Genomic DNA, 23,221 nt, shown 5'->3' with positions numbered 1-23,221 from the left:
GATAGATGCCGTGAGGCAACCGCCCGTAGTGATAAAAATTTAGGCGGTTGCGGTTGCAGTGCTTGATTGTGGGGCGATTTAGATACAGCGCCCGCCGTCGACTTCCATCAGGGTGCCGGTGATCATGCTGGCTTCATCAGAACAGAGGAAGGCAGCGGCGTTGCCCATGTCTTCGGGCTGGGAGAAGCGGCCCAGGGGGATGGAAGAGAGGAACTTGGCGCGGATTTCCGGGGTGTCCTCGCCCATGAAAGAGGCCAGAAGCGGTGTTTCACCGGCGACCGGGTTGATGGCGTTGACGCGAATGCCGTGGGGGGCGAGTTCGACGGCCATGGCTTTGGTCGCGGTGTTCACCCAGCCTTTGGAGGCGTTGTACCAGTTGAGGTTGGGACGTGGGGAAAGGCCTGCTGTGGAGGAGACGTTGAGGATCGCGCCGGTTTGGCGGGACTTCATGTGCGGTACCAGAGCCTGGGCAATCAGGTAGATCGATTTGCAGTTCACGGCAAAGACGCGGTCAAAATCACTCTCGGTGACGGTTTCCATTGGTGCGGGCAGGTGGGTGACGCCGGCGTTGTTGACGATGATGTCGATGTGGCCCCAGGCGGAGAGCGCAGTGTCGATCATACCCTGCACGCTTGCGGCGTCGGCCACGTCGACGGTGCAGGGGATGGCATTCTCATGCTCGGCGGCTTTGGTGGCGGCCATGTCGCCGTTGATGTCGGCGACGAGCACTTTGGCGCCCTCGGCGAGGAATTTGTCGACGATGCCCGCGCCGAAGCCCTGAGCACCGCCGGTGATGATGGCTGTTTTGTTTTGAAGACGCATAATGAAGTCCTTTGCGTTAGCCGTGCAGGGCGGCGACGGTTTTGAGTTGGCTGAAGTGGAACAGGGCCTCAAAGCCCTTTTCACGGCCGTGGCCGGAGTGACCGGTGCCGCCGAAGGGCAGTTCCACGCCACCACCTGCGCCGTAGTTGTTGAGGAAGACCTGACCCGCCTTCAGGGATTTGGCGAGGCGCATTTGACGGGCGCCGTTTTGGGACCAGACCGAGGCGACAAGGCCGTATTTGGTGCTATTGGCGATGGCGAGGGCTTCCTCTTCGCTGTCAAACGGGATGAGCGCCTGAACCGGGCCGAAGACTTCATCCTGGGCCAGCGTGTGGTCCGGAGGCACGTCTGCGAATAGCGTGGGTGCAACGTAGTGGCCGGGGGCGTCGGTGACGATTTGGCCTTGGGCAGCAGTTTGCAGGTCTGCGCCTTTGGCAAGGAAGCCGGAAACCAACTCCTTCTGACGGCCTGAGATCAGTGGGCCGAGGTTGGCGTCCTCGAGCGCTGGGGCGACGCGCATCTCGGCGTAGGCGGCGGCCATGCGGCTGGTGACTTCGTCATAGACCGAGCGTTCTACAAGAATGCGCGAGGAGGCGGAGCAGGTTTGGCCCGCGTTCTGGATGCCTGCGTTCACGAGGAAGGGCAGCGCGGCGTCGAGATCGGCGTCTGCAAACACCAGTTGCGGGCTTTTGCCGCCGAGCTCCAGCGTGACAGGTACGACGTTTTGCGCAGCGGCGGTTTGCACAAGGCGTCCGGTGTTGACCGAGCCTGTGAAGGAGATGTGTTGGATGTCCGAGTGGCCTGCGAGTGCGGCCCCAGCCTCGACGCCCAGGCCGGGCACCACGTTTAGGGCACCGGCGGGCAGGCCCGCCTGTTGCGCAAGCTCGGCAAAGGCCAGCGCGGTGAGGCAGGCTTCTTCTGCCGGTTTCAGAACACAGGCGTTGCCCATGACAAGTGCGGCACCAACGGAGCGGCCAATGATCTGCATCGGGTAGTTCCACGGCACGATGTGGCCGGTCACGCCAAAGGGCTCGCGCAGGGTGTAGACTGTGTAGCCATCCATATAGGGAATGGTTTCGCCATGCACTTTGTCAGCTGCGCCGCCGTAGAACTCCATGTAACGGGCCAGCGCGATCACGTCGTTGCGGGCTTGGGTCAGGGGTTTGCCGACATCCAAAGCTTCGAGTTTTGCCAGCGTGTCGGTGTGCTCCAAAACCAGTTGCCCAATGCGGGTGAGGATACGCCCGCGTTCCACGGCTGTGGCGCGGCCCCAATCACCCGCACGGGCGGTATGGGCGGCGGCAACAGCGGCGTCGATGTCTGTGGAAGTCCCCCGCGCGATGGTGGCCAGATGGGTGCCGTCCGACGGGTTGGTCAGTGCGAGCGTGTCGCCGGAGGCGGCGGGTTGCCACTGGCCGCCAATCAGGCATTTGGACGGGTCAAAAAACAGGTCAGGCAAGGTCATTTGAAGTCTCGGTTTGGGAGGTCAGCGCGGCCAGATCCGGTAGGACCGGCGCGGCGTTGATCAGGGTTTGGGTGTAGGGGTGTTGTGGCGCGGTGAAGACCTTTTCGGTCTCGCCTTGCTCGACAATCTCACCGTTTTGCATGACCAACACGCGGTCGGTCACGGAACGCACGACGGAGAGATCGTGGGATATAAACAGATAAGCCAGGTTGTGGCGGCGGGAGAGCTCGGCAATCAGGTCGAGGATTTGCGCGCGGATGGAGACGTCCAGCGCGGAGACCGCTTCGTCAAAGATGATTAGCTCGGGTTTGGTGATCAGGGCGCGGGCGATGGCGATGCGCTGGCGCTGGCCGCCAGAGAATTCGTGGATGTATTTCTGCGCATCCGAGGGCTGCAACCCAACATCGGTGAGCACATCCGAGATGACCTGCGTAAGCGCCTCGCCTGTTGGCGGCGTGTCGACCAGATGGAAGGGTTCGGTCAGGATGCGCGCCACGCGATGGCGTGGGTTGAAGCTGCTGTAGGGATCCTGGAACACCACTTGCGTTTTGATGCGAGAGGCCGCGGGCATGTCGGGGCCAACCGCTGCGCCAAAAGCGGTGATGTTGCCATTTTGCAGGGGCTCAAGGCCCAAGATGGCCCGTGTTAGGGTCGATTTTCCACAACCGGACTCGCCCACCAGTCCAACCCGTTCGCCATGGTGAATGTCAAAGCTTACGCCTTTCACCGCGCGGTGGTAGGCGCGGGGGGCAAAGAGTTGGGTGCGCGGCAGGGCGTAGTCCCGTACGGCGTTTTGTACCGACAGGATGGCGGGGGTGCCGTCTTTGGCGCTGGGCAGATTCACCTGATGGCCGGAGGCCTCAAACAGGGCTGTGGTGTAGGGGTGCTGCATGTTGGCGAGCAGGTGTTTGGTGTCACCCTGTTCGACCACTTCGCCTTTGCGCATGACGACGATGCGATCCGCCATGTCGGCCACAACGGCGAGGTCGTGGGTGATCATCAACAGCCCCATGTCGTATTCTTCGACGAGGTCTTTCAGCAGATCGAGGATCTTGGCCTGTGTGGTGACGTCGAGCGCGGTGGTGGGCTCATCCGCGATCAGCAGGCGTGGACGGCGGGCGATGGCCATGGCGATGACCACGCGTTGGCGTTGGCCGCCGGAAAGCTCATGCGGGTAGCGCGACAGTGGGAAGCGGTCTTGTGGCAGGCCGACGCGGGTGAGCATGGCGGCGGCTTCCGCTTCGGCCTCGGCTTTGGGCATGACGGCGTGCATGCGGATGGTTTCGACCACTTGCTGGCCAATGGTGTGCAGCGGGTTGAGCGCGGTCATCGGTTCCTGAAACACCATGCCGATGCAGTTGCCGCGCATGGCGCAGAGGGATTTTTCTGTCTGCGCGGTGAGCTCTTCGTCGCGCAGCATGATGTGGCCGGTGGTGCGGGCGCTGTCGGGCAAAAGTTGCATCACCGCGAGCGCGGTCATGGATTTGCCGGAGCCGCTTTCGCCGGTGACAGCCACGATCTCGCCCGGGGCGATGGAGAAGGTCACGTCTTTCAGGATCGGCAGAGGGCCGATGGAAAGGGACAGGTTTTGGACGGAGAGCAGGCTCATGTGCGCATCACCCGGATTTTGGGGTCAAGGTGATCGCGCAGGCCGTCGCCCAGCAGGTTGAGACCCAAGACGGAAGCGATGATGGCGAGGCCGGGGATCAGTGCAAGGTGTGGCGCGAACGAGACCATGGTTTGGGCGTCCGCGAGCATGCGGCCCCATGAGGGCGTCGGGGGCTGCGCGCCCAGGCCCACGTAGCTGAGGCCCGCTTCGGCGAGGATGCCGAGGGAGAACTGGATGGTGCCTTGTACAATCAAGAGGTTGGCGACGTTGGGCAGGATGTGTTCGGCCGAGATGCGGGCGCGGGATTTGCCTGCCACACGAGCGGCGAGGATGAAGTCGCGTTGCCAAAGCGGCAGGGCGCCGGCGCGGGTGAGGCGGGCGAAAACCGGGATGTTGAAGATGCCGATGGCGAGGATGGCGTTGACGGCACCGGGGCCGAGGATGGCGGTGATCAGGATGGCGATCACGAGGCTGGGGAAGGCGAAGATCAGGTCGTTGCCACGCATGATCAGCTCGTCGAGCCAGCTGCCGGAGTTGGCAGCGGCCCAGAGACCGAGGGGCACGCCGAGGCCCATGCCGATGCCGACGGCCACCAGCGCAACAGCGAGCGAGGTGCGAGCGCCCACCATGATCATTGAAAAGATGTCGCGGCCAAAGTGGTCGGTGCCAAACCAATGGGTGGCGCTGGGTTTTTGCAGTTTGTTGGGGATGTCCATGACGGTGATGTCATAGGGCGTCCAGAGGAAGCTAAGGAGCGCGGCGGCGACCACGCAGAGGCAGAGCAGACCGCCTAGGAGGATGTTGCGGGAGAGGCTCATGTGCGGGACCTCAGACGGGGGTCGACGGCTGCGTAGGCGAGGTCGACAAGGAAGGTCACGAGGATGACTAGGAAGACCAGAAGCATGACCACGCTTTCGACCACGATGAGGTCACGGGCCGAAATGGACTGGAAGATCAGGCGGCCGAGGCCGGGCAGGAAGAACACCTGTTCGATGATGATGGCGCCGGCGAGTAGGAAGGAGAACTGCATGCCGATGATGGTCAGCACGGGGATCATGGCGTTGCGCAGGCCGTGACGCATCAGGGCCTGGCGGCGGGTGAGGCCTTTGGCGCGGGCGGTGCGCATGAAGTCTTCGCCCAGCACATCCAGTAGGGCGGAGCGCATGACGCGGGCGAGGATGGCGGATTGCGGCAGAGCCAGCGCGATGGCGGGCAGGGTCAGGGATTTCATGGCGGCAGCGGCGCCTTTGTCCCAACCGGCAAAGCCGCCGGCAGAGAACCAGCGTAGGTTGATGGCGAAGATCAGCACCAGCATCATGGCGAACCAGAAGTTTGGCACCGCGATGCCCAGTTGGGTCGCGCCCATGACGGCCATGTCGCCGGGTTTGCCGCGGCGGGAGGCGGCGTAGATGCCTGCGGGGAAGGCGATCAGGGTGGAGAGCGTGAGCGCGTAGAGAGCCAGAGGCAGGGAGACCCAGATGCGGTCGCCAATCATCTCGGTCACAGGCGTGCGGTAGGTGTAGGAGGTGCCAAAGTCACCTTGCAACATGCCGCCAACCCACGCCAGGTAGCGCTCCAGTTTGGAGACATCCAGCCCCAGTTCACTGCGCAGGGCGGCGATGGTGTCGGGCTGCGCGTTGAGGCCAAGCATAAAGCTGGCAGGGTCGCCGGGCACCACTTCGATCACGAAGAAGATCACCAGCGAGGCCACCACGAGGCTAAGGCCCAGAGACAGGGCGCGTTTGAGAGTGTAGCGGAGCATGGGCCGTTAAATTGGGGTCTTGAGGTAGTCGTCGTCAGAGACGTGTTCGAGCCATGTGGCACCGGAGCCGTTTTCGACCTGTTGGATGGCCATGTGAGACATGGCGGTCTCTGGCGTGGCGCCGTGCCAATGCTCGACGCCGGGCTCGATCCAGATGCTGTCGCCGGGACGGATGGTGCGCGGGGCTTCGCCGCGCAGGGCAATCAGACCAACGCCAGAGAGCACATGCAGGATTTGGCCGACGGGATGGGTGTGCCACGCGGTACGCGCGCCGGGTTCAAAGGTGACGCGGGCGGCGAACACTTGTGATGGTGGGCGGCTTTCGGTGATCAGATCCATGCGCACGTCGCCGGTGAAATATTCTGGTGGCGCTTTGCGGCTGGGCAGAGTGCCTGCGGGGATATGCTCGATCATGGCAGCGGCTTTCGATTGGATTTGCGCCGGAGCCACGCGATGTGGCCCCAGCGCGGGGGGTGTTACTCTGACCAACTCACAGCGGTCAGGTCGGTGGCTTGGGTGGGCGCGTTGAGCCAGAGGCCCTGCACACCGGCTTTGGCCACCGTTGGAAACGCCAGCTGGAACAGGTAGCCGTTGACATAGTCCTCAGAGATCATGGTTTGGGCCACTTTGCGCAGGGCGGTGCGCTCTGCTGGGATGGTGGCTTTGTTCAAGGTTTCCATGATCTGTTGGAACTGCGGATTGTCATATTGGAAGTAGTAATCCGGGCGGGCGTAGATGCCGATGTCGTTGGGTTCGGTGTGGCTGACGATGGTCAGGCCAAAGTCCTTGCCGCGGAACACCTGTTCCAGCCACTGCGCCCACTCCAGATTGGAGATTTCGGTGTTGATTCCAACCGCACGCAGCTGCGCCGCGATGATTTCGCCGCCACGACGGGCGTAGGAGGGCGGCGGCAGCTTCAGGGTGGTGGTGAAGCCATCCGGATAGCCCGCCTCAGCCAGTAGTTTCTTGGACAGTTCGGGATCATAAGCCGAGTTGCCGGTCAGATCGACATAGTCCGGGTGATGCGGGGCAAAGTGCGTGCCAATTGGCGTGCCGAGGCCAAACATCGCGCCATCAATGATCGCCTGACGGTCAATTGCGTGCGCGATGGCCTTGCGCACCTTCACGTCATCCAGTGGCGGCATCTTGTTGTTGGTCGACAGGATGGTCTCGCCTTCGGAGTTACCAACCAGAACTTGGAAGCGCGGATCGGCCTCAAACTGCGGTAGCGCTTCCGGGGTCGGGAAGCCCGCAAAGACGTCAATGTCTTCGGCCATCATGGCGGCCATGGCTGCGGTCGGATCGGAGATGAACTTGAAGGTCACATCGGTGAGGGTGGCAGGCGTGCCCCAGTAGGCATCGTTTCGTGTGAGGGTGATCTTGTCGCCCTGAACCCAATCCGCAAACTTGAAAGCGCCTGTGCCGATGGGGGTGGTCTTGATGTCATCGATACTTTCGGACGCGACAATCACGGCGTCGCCCCAGGCCATGTTGAACAGGAAGTCTCCGTTCGGGCCATCCAGCGTGACTTTCACGGTCAGCGGATCGACCACGGTCACATCGGTGATGCCGGCAAAGAGCGCTTTTTGCGCGTTGGCGCTGTCTTCTGCGCGGGCACGATCCAAGGAGAACTTCACATCCTCGCCGTCCATGGCGGAGCCGTCGTGGAAGGTCACGCCGTCGTTGAGCATAAAGGTGTAGGTCAGGCCGTCCTCGGAAATTTCCCAGCTTTTTGCCAGGCCAGGGATGATCGAGCCGTCAGAGGCAAAGCGGGTGAGACCCTCAAAGATGTTGGCATACAGCACGCTGTCAATCGCGCCGGCAGCGGCGGACGTCGGGTCCAGATGCGGCGGCTCCAGTTGCATGGCGACGGTGATGTCGGTTTGTGCGGCCTGCGCGGCCAGTGTTCCAGCAATCAGAGCGGCGGCGCTGGCGCTGGCGAGCTTGGACGTGAAAAATGTCATAGTGTCTCTCTCCCTTAACTGTTTGCTTTTTGTTATTTTTGGGCCTTAGGCCGAGTTTTTGTCTTGTGGTAGCAGCAGCTGAGTCAGGCTGTGGGCCATGACCTTGGCGCTGTCGATCATGTCGTCGATGCCGATGTATTCGTCAGGCTTGTGGGCCATCTCCAGAATACCCGGCCCATAAGCGATACAGTTGCTGAGCTTGCCGATGCGATCAATATGTTTTTGGTCGTAAGTGCCGGGACTTGCGACATAATCCGGGGTCTTTCCCAAAATGTCCTGAATGGCGCGGTCCACCGTGGTCACCACGGGGGCTTTGCGGTCGGTCATGGATGGGGCGACGTGATTGAGCTCGCGCATGTCATAGCGGAAGTTCTCGCGCTGGGCTGAGAGGTCATCCAGCAGGGAGCGGACTTCGCCTTCGACCTGGGCGTGGTTTTCCTCGGCCAGATAGCGGCGGTCGATCACGATGCGGCAGCTGTCTGGCACGCAGTGGGCGGGTAGGCCGTCAAAGTCTTCGGCCTGTTCGGCCTGACCGCCGTGGATCGAGTTGATGTTCATGGTGGAGCTGCGCGCGCCCTCGGGCACGACCGGCATGTCGGTGCGCCGCGCCGCCATCGCGGGGTAGAGATCGCTCTCAAACTTGTCGATCACAGCCCCCATGTGGCGCACGGCGCAGTCGCCCAAAAACGGCATGGAGCCGTGGGCAATTTCGCCAAAGGTTTCGATTTCGGCCCACCAGCCGCCGCGATGGCCAAGGCAGATGCGGTCTTTGTGCAGGGGTTCGGGGATGATGACGTGTTGTACACGTTCGGGGGCAAAGAAGCCTTGTTCCGCCAGATAGGCGACGCCGCCGTAACCGCCGGATTCTTCATCCGCTGTGCCAGAGATTTCGATGCTGCCGTGGAAGTCGGGGAATTCGGCAATGAAGGCTTCGGCGGCAATGATCGACGCGGCGAGGCCGCCTTTCATGTCACAGGCGCCACGGCCGTAGATTTTGCCGTCGCTGATCTCGCCGCCAAAGGGATCAAAGGTCCAGCCGTGGCCCACTTCGACCACATCGGTGTGGCTGTTGAAATGCACACATTCGCCAGGGTGGTGGCCGGATTTATGGGCCACGATGTTCCAGCGGGGGTATTTGTCGCTGTCGCCGGGCGCGCCGTGGGCGCGGACCAGTTGGGTGTCAAAGCCATGGCGGGTCAAGCGGGTGTCGAGGTAATCGCAGATGTCACGGTAACACTCGCCCGGTGGGTTGAGCGTGGGGATGCGGATCAGGTCCTGGGTCAGCTGCACCAGCTCGTCGCGCATGGATTCGATGCGGATCATCAGGCGGTCGGTGTCGATGGGCATGGTGGCGGGCCTCTTGCGCAGTGCGGCGGTTTTTGTGGGGCCTGCGACGGAACGTTTTTGCAAATCGTGCGGACACAGGTGTGGTCAGAGTGGCGCGGAGGAGGTTACGGTATCAATACCGTAGGATTACGGTTGGGGGGACGTAAATGGATTGGGATCAGCTGGCGTTTGAGGCCGCACCCGTGGGCATTGTGATGGCCGAGCAGCGGGTTATTCGGGCGTGCAATCAGGGGTTTGCGCGGTTGGTGGGCTATGAGAAGGAGGCCTTGGTAGGGCAGTCTTTTCGCTTGCTGTATGACAGCACGGAAGAGTTTGAGCAGGTGCGGGACATTGGGTTGAAACCGTTGATGCAGGACCACGCCTATAGTGATGAGCGTATGGTACGGCGGCGGGATGGCGGGCAGGTGTGGTGTCGGTTCCGGGCGCAGACGCTGACGCCGGACGATCCGTTGGCGCGTCTGGTGATGACGTTTGCCGCAATTCACGACGGGCCGCCGGTGTCGCTTTCGGTGCGAGAGCGGCAGGTGGTGGGCGGCTTGGGGCGCGGGCTGACCAGCAAGGAGATTGCGCGGGAGTTGGGGTTGTCTCCACGGACCATTGAGGACGTACGCGCGCGGTTGCACAAACGGTTTCAGGTGAAGAATGCCACCGAGCTGTTGGCGCGGTTGACGATTGGGTGAGGGTGTAGCGTGCGTCTGCCAGATGGATATCAGGAGCGGATTTTTACGCCGCAACAGGCGCGCAGCGTGGAGGCGGTGTGGCGTCATGAAGAGCCGCAGGCGGGGCGCAGTTTGATCCTGCCGGATGGGCGCTGTGACGTGATTGTGCGCTACAACGCCGATCCGATGGTGGCGCCTCGGTTGGTGGTGACCGGGCCGGCAACGCAGCCCTATTGGGTGGAATTTGAGGCCGGAGATCGGTGGATTGGCGTGCGGCTGCGGCCGGAGCGCGGGGGCGTTTTGTGGGGTGATGCGTTGGGGACAGCGAAAGATCAGGTGGCGTTAGAAGATGGGGCGGAGGTCTTGGTGCCGGAATTGGCGGGACTTTGTGAGGTAGGCACAGGTGAAGACGTTTTGCGCCAGGCGTTGGTGCGCTTTGTGGAAGGGCGTGCGCTGACACCGGAGGGGCATCGTGTGGGGGAGAGCGTACGGCGGATACATATGGCGGGTGGTCGGTTTTCTGTGACGGAGCTGGCAGCACGGGCGGGGTGTTCGACGCGGCATCTCAACCGGATGTTTGGGAGCACAGTGGGGCTGTCGGTGAAGGCTTACGCGTCGTTGGTGCAGTTTCATCGGGCTTTGCGGCTGGTGTGCGAGGCGGGTGGATCTCTGTCGGACGCGGCGTTTGAGGCGGGCTATGCCGATCAGGCCCATATGACGCGGGCCATGCGGCGGTTTGGCGGGTTTGTGCCGTCAGCCATTCCCGAGGGCTTGATCCGGCCGGATGTGTCCGGCGGCCTGTGGGGAAATCGTGCGGCGCGTTAGGTGATGTCCGATTTTTTCAAGCGCATTGGGGGGGGAGGGGCTTAGGTCTAGGCCAACCAATATGAGGTGATTGTTATGAAACTTGGATACACAATTATTTATGTGAAAAACGTGCCGGAGACTGTGGCGTTTTATGAGGCGGCCTTTGGCCTGACGCAGAGGTTTATGCATGAAAGCACGCTTTATGCGGAGATGGAGACCGGGGACACGGTGCTGTCGTTTTCCGCCGAAGAGGTGATCGAGCTGGATGGCTTGGCCTTTGCACCCAACGAGAAGAGCGCCATTCCGGCGGGGTGGGAGATTTGCTTTATCACCGAGGACGTGCCGGCGGCATTTGAGAAGGCTCTGGCGGCGGGGTGTTCGCCGGTGAGCAAACCGCATGAGGTGCCTTGGGGGCAGACGATTTCTTATGTGCGCGATCTCAACGGGTGTTTGGTGGAAATTGCTACACCAATGAACCTGGAGGGCTGAGATGGACGAGACCACACAAGCTGCGATCATCGACGCCTTGGAGGAAATGGTGGCCGAGGTGGCGCCGGAGCTCCACGGGCGCAGCATGTATGGCGGGCAGATGTTGGAGCGTGAGGCGGGTGTCGCGGCCACAGCTGTCGGCGGATACTTCGGCTACAAAGCGCATGTGTCCTTTGAGTTCTCCCATGGGGCACGGTTGAGCGATCCAGATGGAATGCTTGAAGGCAGCGGCAAGGCGCGGCGGCATCTCAAGCTGCGAAGCGTGGAGGACATCCAGGCGAAGTGCTGTGCGGGTTTTCTCGCAAAGGCGGTGGCTTTGGGGTAAATGCCCGGAGTGGATTTCGTGAAAGTCGCGCGCATCGTATTTTGTGAAAGCTTTGCGCGCGATTTTGAGTAACATTCTTTCCGGACTCTCTTGCATTCCCCTCTTTGGGATGGCACCCGTTCTGTCCAGACACGCAAGGGGCGCGATGGGGCGCCCGAGCCATCCGCAGGAGTGCATAAGATGCCTGATCTTCGTTCCAAAACCTCGACCTTTGGCCGCCGTATGGCTGCTGCCCGTGCGCTATGGCGTGCGACAGGTATGAAAACCGAGGACTTTGGCAAGCCGATTGTGGCGGTGGTCAACTCCTTCACCGAGTTCGTGCCCGGTCACGTGCACCTCAAAGACATGGGCCAGCTGGTGGCGCGTGAGATTGAGAAAGCCGGCGGCGTGGCCAAAGAGATGAACACCATTGCGGTGGATGATGGCATCGCCATGGGCCACGACGGGATGTTGTATTCGCTGCCGTCGCGCGAAGTCATTGCCGACTCTGTGGAGTATATGGCGAATGCGCATTGCGCCGACGCGCTGGTGTGTATTTCCAACTGTGACAAGATCACCCCGGGCATGTTGATGGCGGCGATGCGCCTGAACATCCCGGCGATCTTTGTGTCCGGTGGCCCGATGGAAGCCGGGAAGGTGATCCTGAAGGATGGCGAGCACAAGGCTGATCTGGTGACCGCCATTGTTGGTGCAACTGATGAAGACCGCAGCCAGGAAGAAGTGGACAAGCTGGAACGCTCTGCCTGCCCAACCTGTGGCTCCTGTTCAGGTATGTTCACTGCAAACTCGATGAATTGTCTGGCGGAAGCGCTGGGCCTGGCGCTGCCGGGCAACGGCTCGTTGCTGGCGACCCACTCCAAGCGCCGGGCTCTGTTTGAAGAAGCCGGGCACAAGATCATTGAGCTGTGTGACCGCTGGTACAAAGAGGGCGACGAGACCGCGCTGCCGCGTGGGATTGCCAACTTCAAAGCTTTTGAAAACGCCATGGCGCTGGACATTGCCATGGGCGGGTCGACCAACACCGTGTTGCACCTTCTGGCGATTGCCCATGAAGGCGGCGTCGATTTCACCATGGCGGACATGGACCGTCTGAGCCGTGAGATTCCACATTTGAGCAAAGTGGCGCCTTCAACACCGAAGTATCACATGGAAGATGTGCACCGGGCCGGTGGTATCGCGCGGATCATGGGGGAGCTGGAGCGCGAAGGTAAAATCCACCGCGATTGCGCGACCGTGCATGAGCGCACCATGGGTGAGTTTATCGATAAGTGGGATGTGCGCCGCGAGAGCGCGGGCAACGAGGCGCGCGATCTGTTTATTGCCGCGCCGGGTGGTGTGCGCACCACCGAGGCCTTCAGCCAGTCGCGGATGTACACCGAGTTGGATTTGGATATCGAAGACGGCTGCGTGCGTGACTTTGCCAATGCCTACTCTCAGGAAGGCGGTCTCTGCGTGCTGTTTGGCAACATTGCTGAGCAGGGCTGTATCCTGAAAACCGCCGGTGTGATCAAAGAGATGTATGAGTTCGAGGGCACCGCGAAGGTGTTTGAGAGCATGGAAGACGCGATGCACGGCATTTTGCAGAATGAGGTGAAGCCGTATTCCGTGGTGGTTATCCGCTATGAAGGCCCCAAGGGCGGGCCGGGCATGCAGGAGATGCTGTACCCAACCGCCTATCTGAAATCCAAAAAGCTCGACACCACCTGTGCGCTGCTGACCGATGGCCGCTTCTCCGGTGGGACCGCCGGTCTGTCGATTGGCCACGCCTCGCCGGAAGCGGCGGAGAAGGGCGTGATTGGTCTGGTGGAAGATGGCGATAAGATCAAAATCTCCGTGCCAAACCGCACCATCCATCTGGATGTGAGCGACGAAGAGCTGCAGCGCCGTCGGGACAACCACCCGCAGGCTGACAAGAAATTCTGGAAAGCCGAAGGGCGTCCGCGGGCGGTGTCCAAAGCGCTGAAAGTCTACGCGGCGCATGTGTCCAACGCCTCGCTGGGCGCGGTGCGGATGCTGGACGAAGACGACGAATAAGTCAGTCATTCGGTATGAGAGTGAGGCGGGGTCGCAGAGGCGGCCCCGTTTTTGTTTGTGGCGATGCTGGTAAGAGGGGCCAGCCCCTCCGGCGCGCTGCGCCTCCTCCCCGAGATATTTGGGGAATAAGAAAGATTAGAGCGTGAAGGGGGCGAAGGCTGCGGTGAGGCCCTGGCCGCCGCCGATGCCGATCATGGCCATGGCGAGAGCGTTTGTCGGGGCTTCCTGGCGGATCAACTGGCTGAAGAGGCGGGTGATGAGGATGGTGCCAGACGCACCGAAGGGGTGGCCGAGGGCGATGGCGCCGCCGTGTTGGTTCGGGAGGGTGGCGTCGAGGTTGAGCGTGTCGAGGCTGGCGAGGACCTGGGATGCAAAAGCTTCGTTAAACTCGAGGTGGCTGAGATTGGCCAACGATAGATTTGGGTTTTGGCGCAGGAGCTTTTGCGTGCTGGCGACGGGGCCGATGCCGAGGATGTTGGGATCGACACCCGCCGCTGCGCCGCCGAGGTAGGCGAGGGCTTTGGTGTGACCCAACGCGCGGGCGTTGGCTGCGGTGGTGACAAGCACGGTGGCTGCGCCGTCGTTCAACGGGCAGGCGTTGCCGACGGTGACGGTGCCATCTGTGCTAAAGGCCGGACGCAGGCGGGCGAGGCGCTCGGTTGTCATTGTGTCGCGGATGCATTCGTCGGCGGCGTGGCCTGAGATCGGCACGATTTCGGCGTCGAATGCGCCTGCGTCGCGGGCTTGGGCAGCGCGCTGTTGCGAGCGCAGGGCGAAGGCGTCTTGGCGCTGGCGGGAAATGTTGAACTGTTGGGCAACCGTGTCAGCGGCGGCGCCCATCTCTGGGTCTCCGATGCCCTCGGGGGCGAAGCGGGCGCGTGTGTAGCTGTGTTCCGGCAGAGTGCCGCTGGCGGGTAGGGTGCGTAGGGGCGCGCGGGATTGGCTTTCGACCCCACCTGCGAGGTAGGTGGTGCCAGCCCCCGCCATGATCAGGTGGCAGGCTTGCATGACGGCCTCAAGGCCGGAGCCGCATTGGCGATCTACGGTCACGCCGGGGATGGATGTAGGGAAGCCCGCGTGCAGGACGGAGAGGCGGGCGATGTTGCCGCCGGGCCCTGCGGCGTTGCCGAGGATGACGTCGTCGAGCTGGTCCGCTGTGACATTGGCGTCGGTAAGTGTGGCTCGCATCACTGGCGCGGCGAGGTCTTCCAAATCGAGGCTGGCAAACATGCCACCAGCGCGGCCAATGGCGCTGCGGCGGGCGGCGATGATCACCGGTTGGCGATCCGCGGGCAACAGATCAGCCAGTGGTGGGAACAAGGCGCGGGTCCTTTTTGTGCAGCCACGACATGAGGCGGCCGCGGTCGGGTTTGCCGGAGGTGGTCAGAGGCCAGTCGGTGAGGCGGTAGAAATGGCGGGGCAGCTTGTAGCGGGGCAGGCGGATGGCGAGCTGGGATTTGATTTCGGCGAGCGGCGTGTCGCCGTTGAGGATGGCAACCAGCTCCTGTCCGCGCGATTGGTGGGCGAGGCCCAAGACGGCGGCGCCAGAGATGCCGGGGATTTCGGCCAGCGCGGTTTCGATTTCTTGTGGGTAGACGTTGTGCCCGGCGGTGATGACCATGCCGCCTTCGCGGCCCAAGAGGCTGAGGCTGCCGTCGTAGTTCAGCTTGCCAACGTCGCCGACCGTGGCCCAGGGGCCTTCGCGGCGGAAACCGGAGTTGCGGCCGCCCCAGAGGTAGCCGTCAATTGCCAGGTCTCCACGGACAAAGATGGTGCCGGGTTCGCCTTGGGGGACTTCCTGACCGTTTTGGCGCAGGGAAAGTTCCACGTGCGGGAAAGGACGGCCCACCGAGTAGGCCGGAGCAGAGGAGCTTTCGCGGCCGTGGGTGTTGAGGCTGACAAAGCCGAGCTCACTGGCGCCGTAGTATTCGTGGATGCGGGCCCGGGGGAAGAAGCTGCGGGCTTTTTCAAGCAGCGCGGGATCGAGTTTGGCCCCAGCGGTGGTGATCTCGACAATCTGATCCAACGGTTTGTCGCGACAGAGCGCGCCAAGCAGGCTGGGCACGGCGACGATGCGGCGGGTGTGGGCCATGGCGCGGTGGGCCTCGGCGAGGTCGAATTTTGGCAGGGCGTGAAAGGCGGTGCCAAGTTCGAGGGTTTCCGCGAGCGCATAAAGGGTGATGCCGTGAGACAGGGGACCGGGCACAAAGGTGTGGCTCTGCTCGGTCAGGGCAAAGGCAAGACGGCTGGCATCCAGCGAGGCGCGCCAGCTGTGGCGGGCGCGGGCGAAAGCTTTGGGCTCGGATGTGGTGCCGGAGGTGAAGCCCACCATGAAGATCGCGCGGGGATCGGTGAAGGGGATGTCTTCAGGCGCGGTGAGGAAGGTTTCGGAGGCGTCGGTGTCTACACAGATGGCCGGGATGCCGAGATGTTTTGCGGCGTCGATCAGGCCGGTTTGGCTTGAAAGGCAGAACAGCGCGTCTGGGGGCAGTTTGGCCAGCACACGTTGGTGCAGCGCGTCGGGCCAATGCGGGTCCAGCAGGGTCACGGCGTGCGGCGTGGCAAGTGCCGCTGCGAGCAGTGTGGGCGCTTGCGCGTGATTGCCGATGGAGAGGGCGAAATTGCGGGCGCCGTCTGGCAGAGGCAGGTCCGGGCGGGGTTGCAGGGGCAGCTTGGAGAGCGCGGCATGCAGTTTTTTGAGGCGCTCAAACAGCGCGCCATAGGTGAGGCGTGTGTCACAAATGGCAACCGCCAGCGCGTCGGGGCGCTGGCGGGCGTGATGATCTAATGCGTGGCGTAACGGCAAACGCGTCCTCAGAGGTTGGGGTAAGCTTTGCGCAGGTTTTCCGCGAGAATGGCCGCAACCACAACCTTAATCAGGTCGCCTGGAATATAGGCCACCATGATCGACAGAGATTTCGCCATGCCGAGCTTGCCGATGAAGGCCATCCAGGGGATGCCAGCCGCGTACATCAGGACAATGCCGCCAAGGGCGATATAGGCGCCGAGTTTCAGCGCGCCGCCTTCGCGGTCACGTTCTGCGAGGTAGCCAATGACGGCGGCGCAGATCGGCCAGGACAGCAGGAAGCCGCCAGAGGTGCCCATCAGAACCCCAAAACCGCCGCGGCCGCCGGACAAGAGCGGCAGGCCAACCGCGACAAGTGCAATGAACAGCAGGAGCGCGAGGCCGCCGCGTTTGGCGCCCAGAACAGCACCGGCGAGCATAACGCCCAGAGATTGAGCCGAGATCGGGGGCAGGGCGGCGCCTGCAAAATGCAACGGGGGCATCAGGCCAAGCGCGGCGGTGAGGGCGGCGAAGAGCGCGATATAGACGGTGTCTTTGGTGGTCATGGTCTGCGTTCCGTGAAGATGGACTTGAAGTGTCGAATTGCTGCGCTGCGTAGAAATCCGTTCCACCAGCAGCAAGGTCTGGCCGCGTCTTTTGCCTGATCTTAGGAACGATATCCTCTGGAATCAATGGCGTCGGAAATTTCGTCCGCCATCTTGATTGCGCGGATGGCCATGGGCATGGCGACGGCAATCACGGAGCGTTCGAGGCCGCGGGTCTTTTGCGCTTCGCGTACCTCGCGGGTGATTTGTGCCAGGACCGGGATGAACCGCAGCGCCAGGGAAATGGCGAGGCTGACCTTTGCCGGGTTCACACCAATAGGTTGGAGGTAACGCAATCCGCGCGTCATGGTGTCGATCATGTCGCTGGATTTTGTGGTCAGGGTCACAAGGCTTGCCAGCAGGATCAGCGCGGCGAGACGTAGGACCACATAGGTGGCGAGCTCAATGCCGGAGAAATACCACTGCACCGCAAAGAACAGCACAAAGATGATCAGCAGGGGACGGATCTGCGCAAAGGCCTGTTTTAGGGTGAGTTGCGCGATGGGGTAGAGGGCGAGGATACCAAGGGTGGCGGCGAAGGTGATTGGCAGGCTTTCATTAAGAAAGAGCAGCGTGGCGCCGATCAGCATGGCCAGCATTTTGGCCGCCGGTGGCAGGCGGTGCAGGAGCGAGGTGCCGGGAGAATAGAGGTCCAGCATCAGGCCATGAGCCTTTCATAGGCGGGGATAACCACATGTGGCGCGCCGTCGGCAAAGATCTGGCCTTCGTCGATCACGATCACGCGGTCATAATCGGCGATCAGGTCGAGGTCATGGGTCACGGTGATGACCATCTGATCCAACGCGGCCACGGCGCGGGCGATGCGGCGTTTGTTGCGCAGATCCAGCAACGTGGTGGGTTCGTCCATCACCAGAATGTCGGGGGTCATCACGAGCACGCCGGAGATGGCAAGTAGTTGTTTCTGTCCACCGGACAGCAGATGCGCGGGATGCTCGCGCAAGTCGCTCATATTGTAACGCGCGAGGATTTCATCGGTTTTGGTGGCGATGTCGGTTTTTGTGAACCCGAGGTTCTTCATGCCAAAGGCGAGGTCCTCTTCGACCACAGGCATGACAATCTGATTGTCGGGGTTCTGGAAGACAAAGCCAACTTTGCGACGCACATCGCGGCCCTTTTTCCGAGTGTTAAGGCCATCAACCAACACATCGCCGGATGTAGGCACCGCGAGGCCGTTGAGCAGGCGGGCGAAGGTGGACTTGCCGGAGCCGTTGGCTCCGATGACGGCGATGCGGCGCTCGGCGAGATCAAGGGTAAGGGAGTCTAAAACGGTGCGCGTGCCAAAAGAAACGCTGACGTTTTGAAGCTTGATCATTGAGGAGTCCGCCGGTTGTTCGTGGCGCGCTCTTAGCTGCTCGGCTGCGCAGGTTGAAGCGGCAGACGCCTCCGGCGGGGATATTTTGGGACTGTGAAGCGGATAAAGGCGCGGTTTGGGGGAAAATTTCCCACCAGTGCGGTCAATTAGCTTTGCATCAGCGCGGGCACGCCGCCGATTTCGCCGATGAGTGGCAGGAGCGCGTCGAGCCCTTTGCCGTGGCGCAGGGAGGTGAACAGGAAGGGCCGCGTGCCGCGCATTTTGTTGGCGTCGCGTTCCATCACCTCAAGTGAGGCGCCGACGTAGGGCGCAAGATCGGTTTTGTTGATGATCAGGATGTCAGAGCGGGTGATGGCCGGGCCGCCCTTGCGGGGGATTTCTTCGCCGGCTGCGGTGTCGATCACATAGATGGTCAGATCGGCCAGCTCTGGGGAGAAGGTGGCGGAGAGGTTATCACCGCCACTTTCGATCAGGACGATGTCGAGGTCGGGGATTTCGCGGTTCAACTCATCGATGGCGGCGAGGTTGATGGAGGCGTCCTCGCGGATGGCTGTGTGCGGGCAGCCGCCGGTTTCCACGCCTTTGATGCGCTCCAGGGGCAAGACTTGTTGGCGCATGAGTTCTTCGGCGTCTTCGCGGGTGTAGATGTCGTTGGTGACCACGGCGATGGAGAGTTTATCCCGCAGGGCGCGGCAGAGGTTGGCGGTGAGCGTGGTTTTGCCCGCGCCGACGGGGCCGCCGATGCCGATGCGCAGAGGGCCGTTTGGAGAAGTCATGTCAGGCTCCTGAAAGAGTAAAGAGGAGGAAGCTTGCGCCCAATAGAAGGCAAAGCGGGCCGTAGTAGCGTTGGTCCAGCGTTGCGAAGGGTTCCTCGGGAACCAGTTTGCGCCAGGCGGGGAGATAGGCGGCGATGCCACGTAGCAAGAAGACGGCGGCGATGGCCAACAAGAGAAGGGTGCGCAGCGGGAAGGTTGTCAGATGGGGTAGCGCGGCGGCAAAGCTCAGGGCCACGAAAACCAGCGCGCAGGGAATGGCGCCGGGCATTTGGGTGATGCCGGGCGCGCCAACGGTGGCGCGGGCCAATGCCGCCTCATCGCGGATCGGCACCCAAGCCCCGATGGCCCAGAGCAGGTGCAAGGCGGCGGGGAAAAACAGCAAAGCGGATATAAAGACGGCGAGCCAGGTCATGAGCGAAAGAGCCTCGAATATTGCGTTTCATGGCGCATGGAAGCGATGTCGGAGGCAAATGTCGACGCGGCAATGTCATCCAGTGACAATGTGACCGCTTGGTCCGCCACGTCTTGGCAGAGCGGTGTCACGGCGGTGAGGGTGGCCTGTGCTTCGGTTTGGCCCAAGGGCACGAGGCGGGTGGCGGCGGAGGTCAGATTGGCGGCAAAAGCATGCAGAAACAGGCGCGCGGTGTCGCGCAAGGGCAGGTTTTTCAGATGCGCGGCGCGGCCAACGGCCACCGGATAGGTCAAAGTGCTGAGATCCAGATCGTGGATTGCTGCAGCGGTGCGCGCAAAAGCGGCGCCTTGTTGGTCGGTTTCCAACAGACGTTCGGCAGAGGGGGCAAGGGCGCGGGCGAAGGCGTCGATCTCGGTCAGTGTTTCGACGGTGGCTGCGTTGTAGGCATGCGCCAGTAGTATCACATCGTTTTGGCCTGCGCTGTGGTGGAGCGTGTCCGTCAGCCACTTTGAAAAGCTGGCGGCGTCATGCACTGTGCCTGCCTCCACGAGCGCTTCGAGACCATGGCTGTAGGTGAACGCGCCCACCGGGAAGGCGGGCGAAAGCCATTGGGTTAGCGTCAGGATGGGATCAGTGGTCATGGTCGTGGCTGTGACTATGGCCGTGGTCCATCGTGTGATCGTGGGCGTGCGGGTGGCTGTGGTCGTGGCTGTGGGTGCGGCCATGGCCGTAAGCCCCGCCTTCTGGTGTAAAAGGCTCGGTCACTTCGGTGACGGTTGCCCCCAGAAGTTCCAGCATTTCTTTGATCACGTGGTCGCGCTGAATGAGCAGGCGTGTGTCTTCGATCTGACAAGGGGTATGCCGGTTGCCGATGTGCCAGGCGATGCGCGGCAAATGCGCAGCGGTGACCTGCAAAAGCGGTTCCGGTGCGGCAATCACGGTGATTTCGCCCCCATCGGTCAGGCGCAAAACGCCGCCGTGATCCAAAGATGTGGTTTTGGGCAGATCTACGAGAATCCGGGTGCCATCCTCAAGCTGCAAGGTTTTGCGGCGCAGGAAGCGGTCTTCGTAGGTGAGGGCCACACGCCCCTGTTCCGGGGCGTGGCCATGGGCGTGATAATCATGTGCCGTGGGAAGGGCGCTCATGATGGGCGCCCCCCAAATGCACAGATTACAGGTGCATGTAGTCGCGGAAGACGTGCTGCACGATTTCGTCGCGCTTGATGCCTTTGGCTTCCAGTTGTTCGTCGGACATCGCGTTCAGGCGATCGACGTATTGCACGCGGCTGTTGCTTTCCATGATCGCGATCAGACCGTTGCCGATGGCGCGGAAAGGTGCTGCCAGGATGTGACCCAGCGAGTGGTGTTCGGTGTGTGTAGCTGTCAGTGCCATTTTGAACCTCAGTTTCGTATAAACCTATGGTCCTCCCTTGGCTCTGAATATGGGTCAAAACTGTTGCCATGTGCAGTCGGTCTTTCGTCATAGCTGTCTTGCATCTGGTGCAAGGCGAGTCAGAGTTTGTTTAGTTTTCAACGGCTTCAATGCGGATGTAGGTGTAGCGCTCGGCTTTTTCGTTCTTGGCGCGGGTTTCCACCAAATAGGCAAAGCCAAGTTCCGGCAGGTAGTGCAGAGTTTCCTCATAGCCATCATCGTCGTGGTAGATGCCAATGACCGGCATCATCTCATAAGAGCAACCGCCAATGGTGACCTGGGTGCTGGGGCCAAAGATATGGCTTTCACGGGTGGTGACGGTGCCTTCGGAATCCAGCGTGATCACTTCGGTGTCCCAGCGTCCGTCCGCAACCGGGATTGGCGCGTCGGCCGGTTTGAGCGGGTAGGCATGGGTGCTGCGGCTGCCGGAGACCACGTCGCCATCTTCGGTGTCAAATTGCTCCACCACATAAAGGCCTTTGAGCAGCAAGAACCGCGTGCCGTAGTCCTGGCCGTCGTCCCATGCGCCACGGATGAAGTGGGCACCGTCGCGGGTGTAGGTTTCAGTGATGCCATCCAGATCGGTGAGGCGCACGCCTGTGTCCATGTCCGATGCGGTGGGGCATTGGGCAAAAACAGGTGTCGCAAGAAAAGTGAAAGCAAAAAGGGCTGCGCGCATTGGGGGCTCCGGTCAGAACATAAAGTACCGCTGTGCCATCGGCAGCACCTCGGCAGGCTGACAGGTCAGGAGCTCGCCATCGGCGCGCACTTCGTAAGTCTCTGGATGGACTTCAATTTCCGGTGTCTCCGCGTTGAGTTTCAGGTCTGACTTGCCAACGTTGCGGGTATTCTGAACCGCGACGGTTTGTTTTGCCAAGCCCAAGCTGTTGCCGATGCCATCGGCTTGCGCGGCCTCAGACACAAAGACCACGGCGGCATTTTCCACCGCGCGGCCATAAGCGCCAAACATGGGACGGGAATAGACCGGCTGCGGTGTTGGGATCGACGCGTTGGGGTCTCCCATCTGCGCGCAGACGATCGAGCCGCCGATCAAGACCATTTCAGGCTTCACGCCAAAGAACGCTGGCGACCAGAGCACGAGGTCCGCGCGTTTGCCTTCTTCAATCGAGCCGATCTGGTGGCTGATGCCGTGGGCGATGGCCGGGTTGATGGTGTATTTGGCAATGTAGCGGCGGACGCGGAAGTTGTCGTTCTCGCCGGTTTCTTCGGGTAGGCGCCCGCGTTGTTTCTTCATCTTGTCGGCCGTCTGCCAGGTGCGGATCAGCACCTCACCCACGCGCCCCATGGCCTGGCTGTCGGATGCGATGATCGAGAAGGCGCCCATGTCGTGCAGGATATCTTCGGCCGCAATGGTCTCGCGGCGGATGCGGCTTTCGGCGAAGGCGACGTCTTCGGGGATGGATTTGTCGAGGTGGTGACAGACCATGAGCATGTCGAGGTGCTCATCCACCGTGTTTACCGTAAAAGGACGGGTCGGGTTGGTGGAGGAGGGCAGAACGTGCTCTTCACCACAGATTTTGATGATGTCCGGCGCGTGGCCGCCACCGGCGCCTTCGGTGTGGAAGGCGTGAATGGTGCGGCCTTTCATGGCGGCGACGGTGTTTTCGACAAAACCTGACTCATTGAGCGTGTCGGTGTGAATCATGACCTGCACGTCCATATCGTCCGCCACCGACAGGCAACAATCGATGGCAGCGGGGGTGGTGCCCCAGTCTTCGTGCAGTTTGAGCGCGCAGGCGCCGCCTTTGACTTGTTCTTCGAGTGCGGCAGGTAGCGATGCGTTGCCTTTGCCCGCGAAGGCGAGGTTCATCGGGAAAGCGTCGGCGGATTGTAGCATACGGCCAATGTGCCAAGGGCCGGGGGTGCAGGTGGTGGCTAGCGTGCCATGCGCTGGGCCGGTGCCGCCGCCGAGCATCGTGGTCAGGCCGGAGTGCAGAGCATCCTCGATCTGTTGCGGGCAGATGTAGTGGATGTGGCTGTCAAAGCCGCCAGCGGTGAGGATTTTGCCTTCGCCGGCAATGGCCTCGGTACCGGGGCCGACGATGATGTCGACCCCCGGTTGCGTGTCTGGGTTGCCTGCCTTGCCAATTTTGTGGATGCGCCCGTCTTTGAGGCCGACGTCGGCTTTGTAGATGCCGGTGTGATCGACGATCAGCGCGTTGGTGATGACTGTGTCGACCGCTCCTTCGGCGCGAGTGGTTTGCGCCTGTCCCATGCCGTCGCGGATCACCTTGCCGCCGCCAAACTTGACCTCTTCGCCGTAGGGTCCGGTCAGGTCGCGCTCAACCTCAATCACCAGATCGGTGTCCGCGAGGCGCAGTTTGTCTCCAACGGTGGGGCCAAACATGGCGGCGTAGTCAGAGCGGGAGATTTTGGCGGGCATGATTGGTGCCTTTCGTCGACGTCAGCAGGAAACCCGAGGCGCGTAGCGGCTCGGATCGCGCCCGACCCCGCCCCCTAGGGCGGGCGCGATTTTGCGACTTTGGCAAAAAGCTGGGGCGTTGATGTAGGGTGAAATCGCGCGGCCCAGTGGTGAGCCGCCCTCGGGGTCGGGCGCGATCCTATGGTCGGTCT

25 protein-coding genes are annotated in these 23,221 nt (G+C 61.8%); 5 read left to right on the top strand and 20 right to left on the bottom strand.

What is annotated here, in order from left to right:
• Positions 1–78: 78 nt before the first annotated feature.
• The 8 genes from SIB92_RS13220 to SIB92_RS13185 all read right to left on the bottom strand — a co-directional run bounded on the left by SIB92_RS13220 (position 79) and on the right by SIB92_RS13185 (position 8,969).
• Positions 79–822 (bottom strand): SDR family oxidoreductase, encoded by a 744-nt coding sequence (locus tag SIB92_RS13220; RefSeq protein WP_412552487.1) that lies wholly within the window; start codon positions 820–822, stop codon positions 79–81.
• Between the two features lie 16 nt (positions 823–838).
• On the bottom strand, positions 839–2,287 hold the full coding sequence (locus SIB92_RS13215; protein WP_412552486.1) for an aldehyde dehydrogenase family protein: 1,449 nt from the start codon (positions 2,285–2,287) through the stop codon (positions 839–841).
• On the bottom strand, positions 2,274–3,896 hold the full coding sequence (locus SIB92_RS13210; protein ID WP_412552485.1) for an ABC transporter ATP-binding protein: 1,623 nt from the start codon (positions 3,894–3,896) through the stop codon (positions 2,274–2,276). The genes SIB92_RS13215 and SIB92_RS13210 overlap by 14 nt, the downstream gene beginning before the upstream one ends.
• Complete coding sequence (locus tag SIB92_RS13205) at positions 3,893–4,714, bottom strand: ABC transporter permease (protein WP_412552484.1); 822 nt, start codon at positions 4,712–4,714, stop codon at positions 3,893–3,895. The genes SIB92_RS13210 and SIB92_RS13205 overlap by 4 nt, the downstream gene beginning before the upstream one ends.
• A complete protein-coding gene (locus SIB92_RS13200; RefSeq protein WP_295175808.1) occupies positions 4,711–5,658 on the bottom strand; it encodes an ABC transporter permease in 948 nt (315 codons plus the stop codon). The genes SIB92_RS13205 and SIB92_RS13200 overlap by 4 nt, the downstream gene beginning before the upstream one ends.
• A 6-nt stretch (positions 5,659–5,664) precedes the next feature.
• Positions 5,665–6,072 carry a cupin domain-containing protein gene (locus SIB92_RS13195; RefSeq protein ID WP_412552483.1) on the bottom strand — a complete coding sequence of 136 codons (408 nt, stop codon included), beginning with the start codon at positions 6,070–6,072 and terminating at the stop codon, positions 5,665–5,667.
• 62 nt (positions 6,073–6,134) lie between these two features.
• On the bottom strand, positions 6,135–7,622 hold the full coding sequence (locus SIB92_RS13190) for an ABC transporter substrate-binding protein (RefSeq protein ID WP_412552482.1): 1,488 nt from the start codon (positions 7,620–7,622) through the stop codon (positions 6,135–6,137).
• Between the two features lie 45 nt (positions 7,623–7,667).
• Positions 7,668–8,969: an acetylornithine deacetylase/succinyl-diaminopimelate desuccinylase family protein gene (locus SIB92_RS13185; protein ID WP_412552481.1), complete on the bottom strand. Its 1,302-nt coding sequence runs from the start codon at positions 8,967–8,969 to the stop codon at positions 7,668–7,670.
• A 146-nt stretch (positions 8,970–9,115) separates the two neighbouring features.
• Here SIB92_RS13185 and SIB92_RS13180 point away from each other — a divergent pair, with 146 nt between their 5' ends.
• The 5 genes from SIB92_RS13180 to ilvD all read left to right on the top strand — a co-directional run bounded on the left by SIB92_RS13180 (position 9,116) and on the right by ilvD (position 13,283).
• The gene (locus SIB92_RS13180; RefSeq protein ID WP_412552480.1) at positions 9,116–9,649 is read left to right on the top strand and encodes a LuxR C-terminal-related transcriptional regulator; all 534 of its coding nucleotides are present in this window, start codon (positions 9,116–9,118) and stop codon (positions 9,647–9,649) included.
• Between the two features lie 9 nt (positions 9,650–9,658).
• On the top strand, positions 9,659–10,453 hold the full coding sequence (locus SIB92_RS13175; protein ID WP_412552479.1) for a helix-turn-helix domain-containing protein: 795 nt from the start codon (positions 9,659–9,661) through the stop codon (positions 10,451–10,453).
• 75 nt (positions 10,454–10,528) lie between these two features.
• Positions 10,529–10,924 carry a VOC family protein gene (locus tag SIB92_RS13170; RefSeq protein WP_412552478.1) on the top strand — a complete coding sequence of 132 codons (396 nt, stop codon included), beginning with the start codon at positions 10,529–10,531 and terminating at the stop codon, positions 10,922–10,924.
• Position 10,925: 1 nt separating this feature from the next.
• Positions 10,926–11,249, top strand: coding sequence for a DUF1801 domain-containing protein (locus SIB92_RS13165; RefSeq protein ID WP_412552477.1), 324 nt, complete (start codon positions 10,926–10,928; stop codon positions 11,247–11,249).
• Between the two features lie 180 nt (positions 11,250–11,429).
• Positions 11,430–13,283 carry a dihydroxy-acid dehydratase gene (gene ilvD, locus SIB92_RS13160; RefSeq protein ID WP_412552476.1) on the top strand — a complete coding sequence of 618 codons (1,854 nt, stop codon included), beginning with the start codon at positions 11,430–11,432 and terminating at the stop codon, positions 13,281–13,283.
• A gap of 135 nt (positions 13,284–13,418) precedes the next feature.
• Here the strand turns inward: ilvD and SIB92_RS13155 are convergent, their stop codons facing one another.
• The 12 genes from SIB92_RS13155 to ureC all read right to left on the bottom strand — a co-directional run bounded on the left by SIB92_RS13155 (position 13,419) and on the right by ureC (position 23,030).
• On the bottom strand, positions 13,419–14,603 hold the full coding sequence (locus tag SIB92_RS13155) for a thiolase family protein (protein WP_412552475.1): 1,185 nt from the start codon (positions 14,601–14,603) through the stop codon (positions 13,419–13,421).
• Positions 14,584–16,089: an AMP-binding protein gene (locus SIB92_RS13150; RefSeq protein WP_412552474.1), complete on the bottom strand. Its 1,506-nt coding sequence runs from the start codon at positions 16,087–16,089 to the stop codon at positions 14,584–14,586. Before SIB92_RS13150 ends, SIB92_RS13155 begins: the two co-directional genes overlap by 20 nt.
• Before the next feature lie 8 nt (positions 16,090–16,097).
• Complete coding sequence (locus SIB92_RS13145) at positions 16,098–16,634, bottom strand: biotin transporter BioY (RefSeq protein WP_412552473.1); 537 nt, start codon at positions 16,632–16,634, stop codon at positions 16,098–16,100.
• Between the two features lie 101 nt (positions 16,635–16,735).
• Positions 16,736–17,332 (bottom strand): energy-coupling factor transporter transmembrane component T family protein, encoded by a 597-nt coding sequence (locus SIB92_RS13140; RefSeq protein WP_412552472.1) that lies wholly within the window; start codon positions 17,330–17,332, stop codon positions 16,736–16,738.
• Positions 17,332–18,006 (bottom strand): energy-coupling factor ABC transporter ATP-binding protein, encoded by a 675-nt coding sequence (locus tag SIB92_RS13135; protein WP_412552471.1) that lies wholly within the window; start codon positions 18,004–18,006, stop codon positions 17,332–17,334. The genes SIB92_RS13140 and SIB92_RS13135 overlap by 1 nt, the downstream gene beginning before the upstream one ends.
• Positions 18,007–18,152: 146 nt before the next feature.
• Positions 18,153–18,782, bottom strand: coding sequence for an urease accessory protein UreG (gene ureG, locus SIB92_RS13130; RefSeq protein ID WP_412552470.1), 630 nt, complete (start codon positions 18,780–18,782; stop codon positions 18,153–18,155).
• Between the two features lies 1 nt (position 18,783).
• Positions 18,784–19,194 carry a DUF3995 domain-containing protein gene (locus tag SIB92_RS13125; protein ID WP_412552469.1) on the bottom strand — a complete coding sequence of 137 codons (411 nt, stop codon included), beginning with the start codon at positions 19,192–19,194 and terminating at the stop codon, positions 18,784–18,786.
• Complete coding sequence (locus tag SIB92_RS13120) at positions 19,191–19,835, bottom strand: urease accessory protein UreF (protein ID WP_412552468.1); 645 nt, start codon at positions 19,833–19,835, stop codon at positions 19,191–19,193. The genes SIB92_RS13125 and SIB92_RS13120 overlap by 4 nt, the downstream gene beginning before the upstream one ends.
• A complete protein-coding gene (gene ureE, locus SIB92_RS13115) occupies positions 19,825–20,340 on the bottom strand; it encodes an urease accessory protein UreE (RefSeq protein ID WP_412552467.1) in 516 nt (171 codons plus the stop codon). The genes SIB92_RS13120 and ureE overlap by 11 nt, the downstream gene beginning before the upstream one ends.
• A gap of 25 nt (positions 20,341–20,365) precedes the next feature.
• Positions 20,366–20,587 carry a DUF1127 domain-containing protein gene (locus SIB92_RS13110; protein WP_295175825.1) on the bottom strand — a complete coding sequence of 74 codons (222 nt, stop codon included), beginning with the start codon at positions 20,585–20,587 and terminating at the stop codon, positions 20,366–20,368.
• 130 nt (positions 20,588–20,717) lie between these two features.
• Positions 20,718–21,305, bottom strand: coding sequence for a hypothetical protein (locus SIB92_RS13105; protein ID WP_412552466.1), 588 nt, complete (start codon positions 21,303–21,305; stop codon positions 20,718–20,720).
• A 12-nt stretch (positions 21,306–21,317) separates the two neighbouring features.
• Positions 21,318–23,030: an urease subunit alpha gene (gene ureC / locus SIB92_RS13100; RefSeq protein ID WP_412552465.1), complete on the bottom strand. Its 1,713-nt coding sequence runs from the start codon at positions 23,028–23,030 to the stop codon at positions 21,318–21,320.
• Between the last annotated feature and the right edge of the window lie 191 nt (positions 23,031–23,221).

The organism is Shimia sp. MIT1388, assembly GCF_047124445.1.
Lineage (GTDB): Bacteria > Pseudomonadota > Alphaproteobacteria > Rhodobacterales > Rhodobacteraceae > Shimia.
This window is presented reverse-complemented; position numbering and strand designations above follow the sequence as displayed.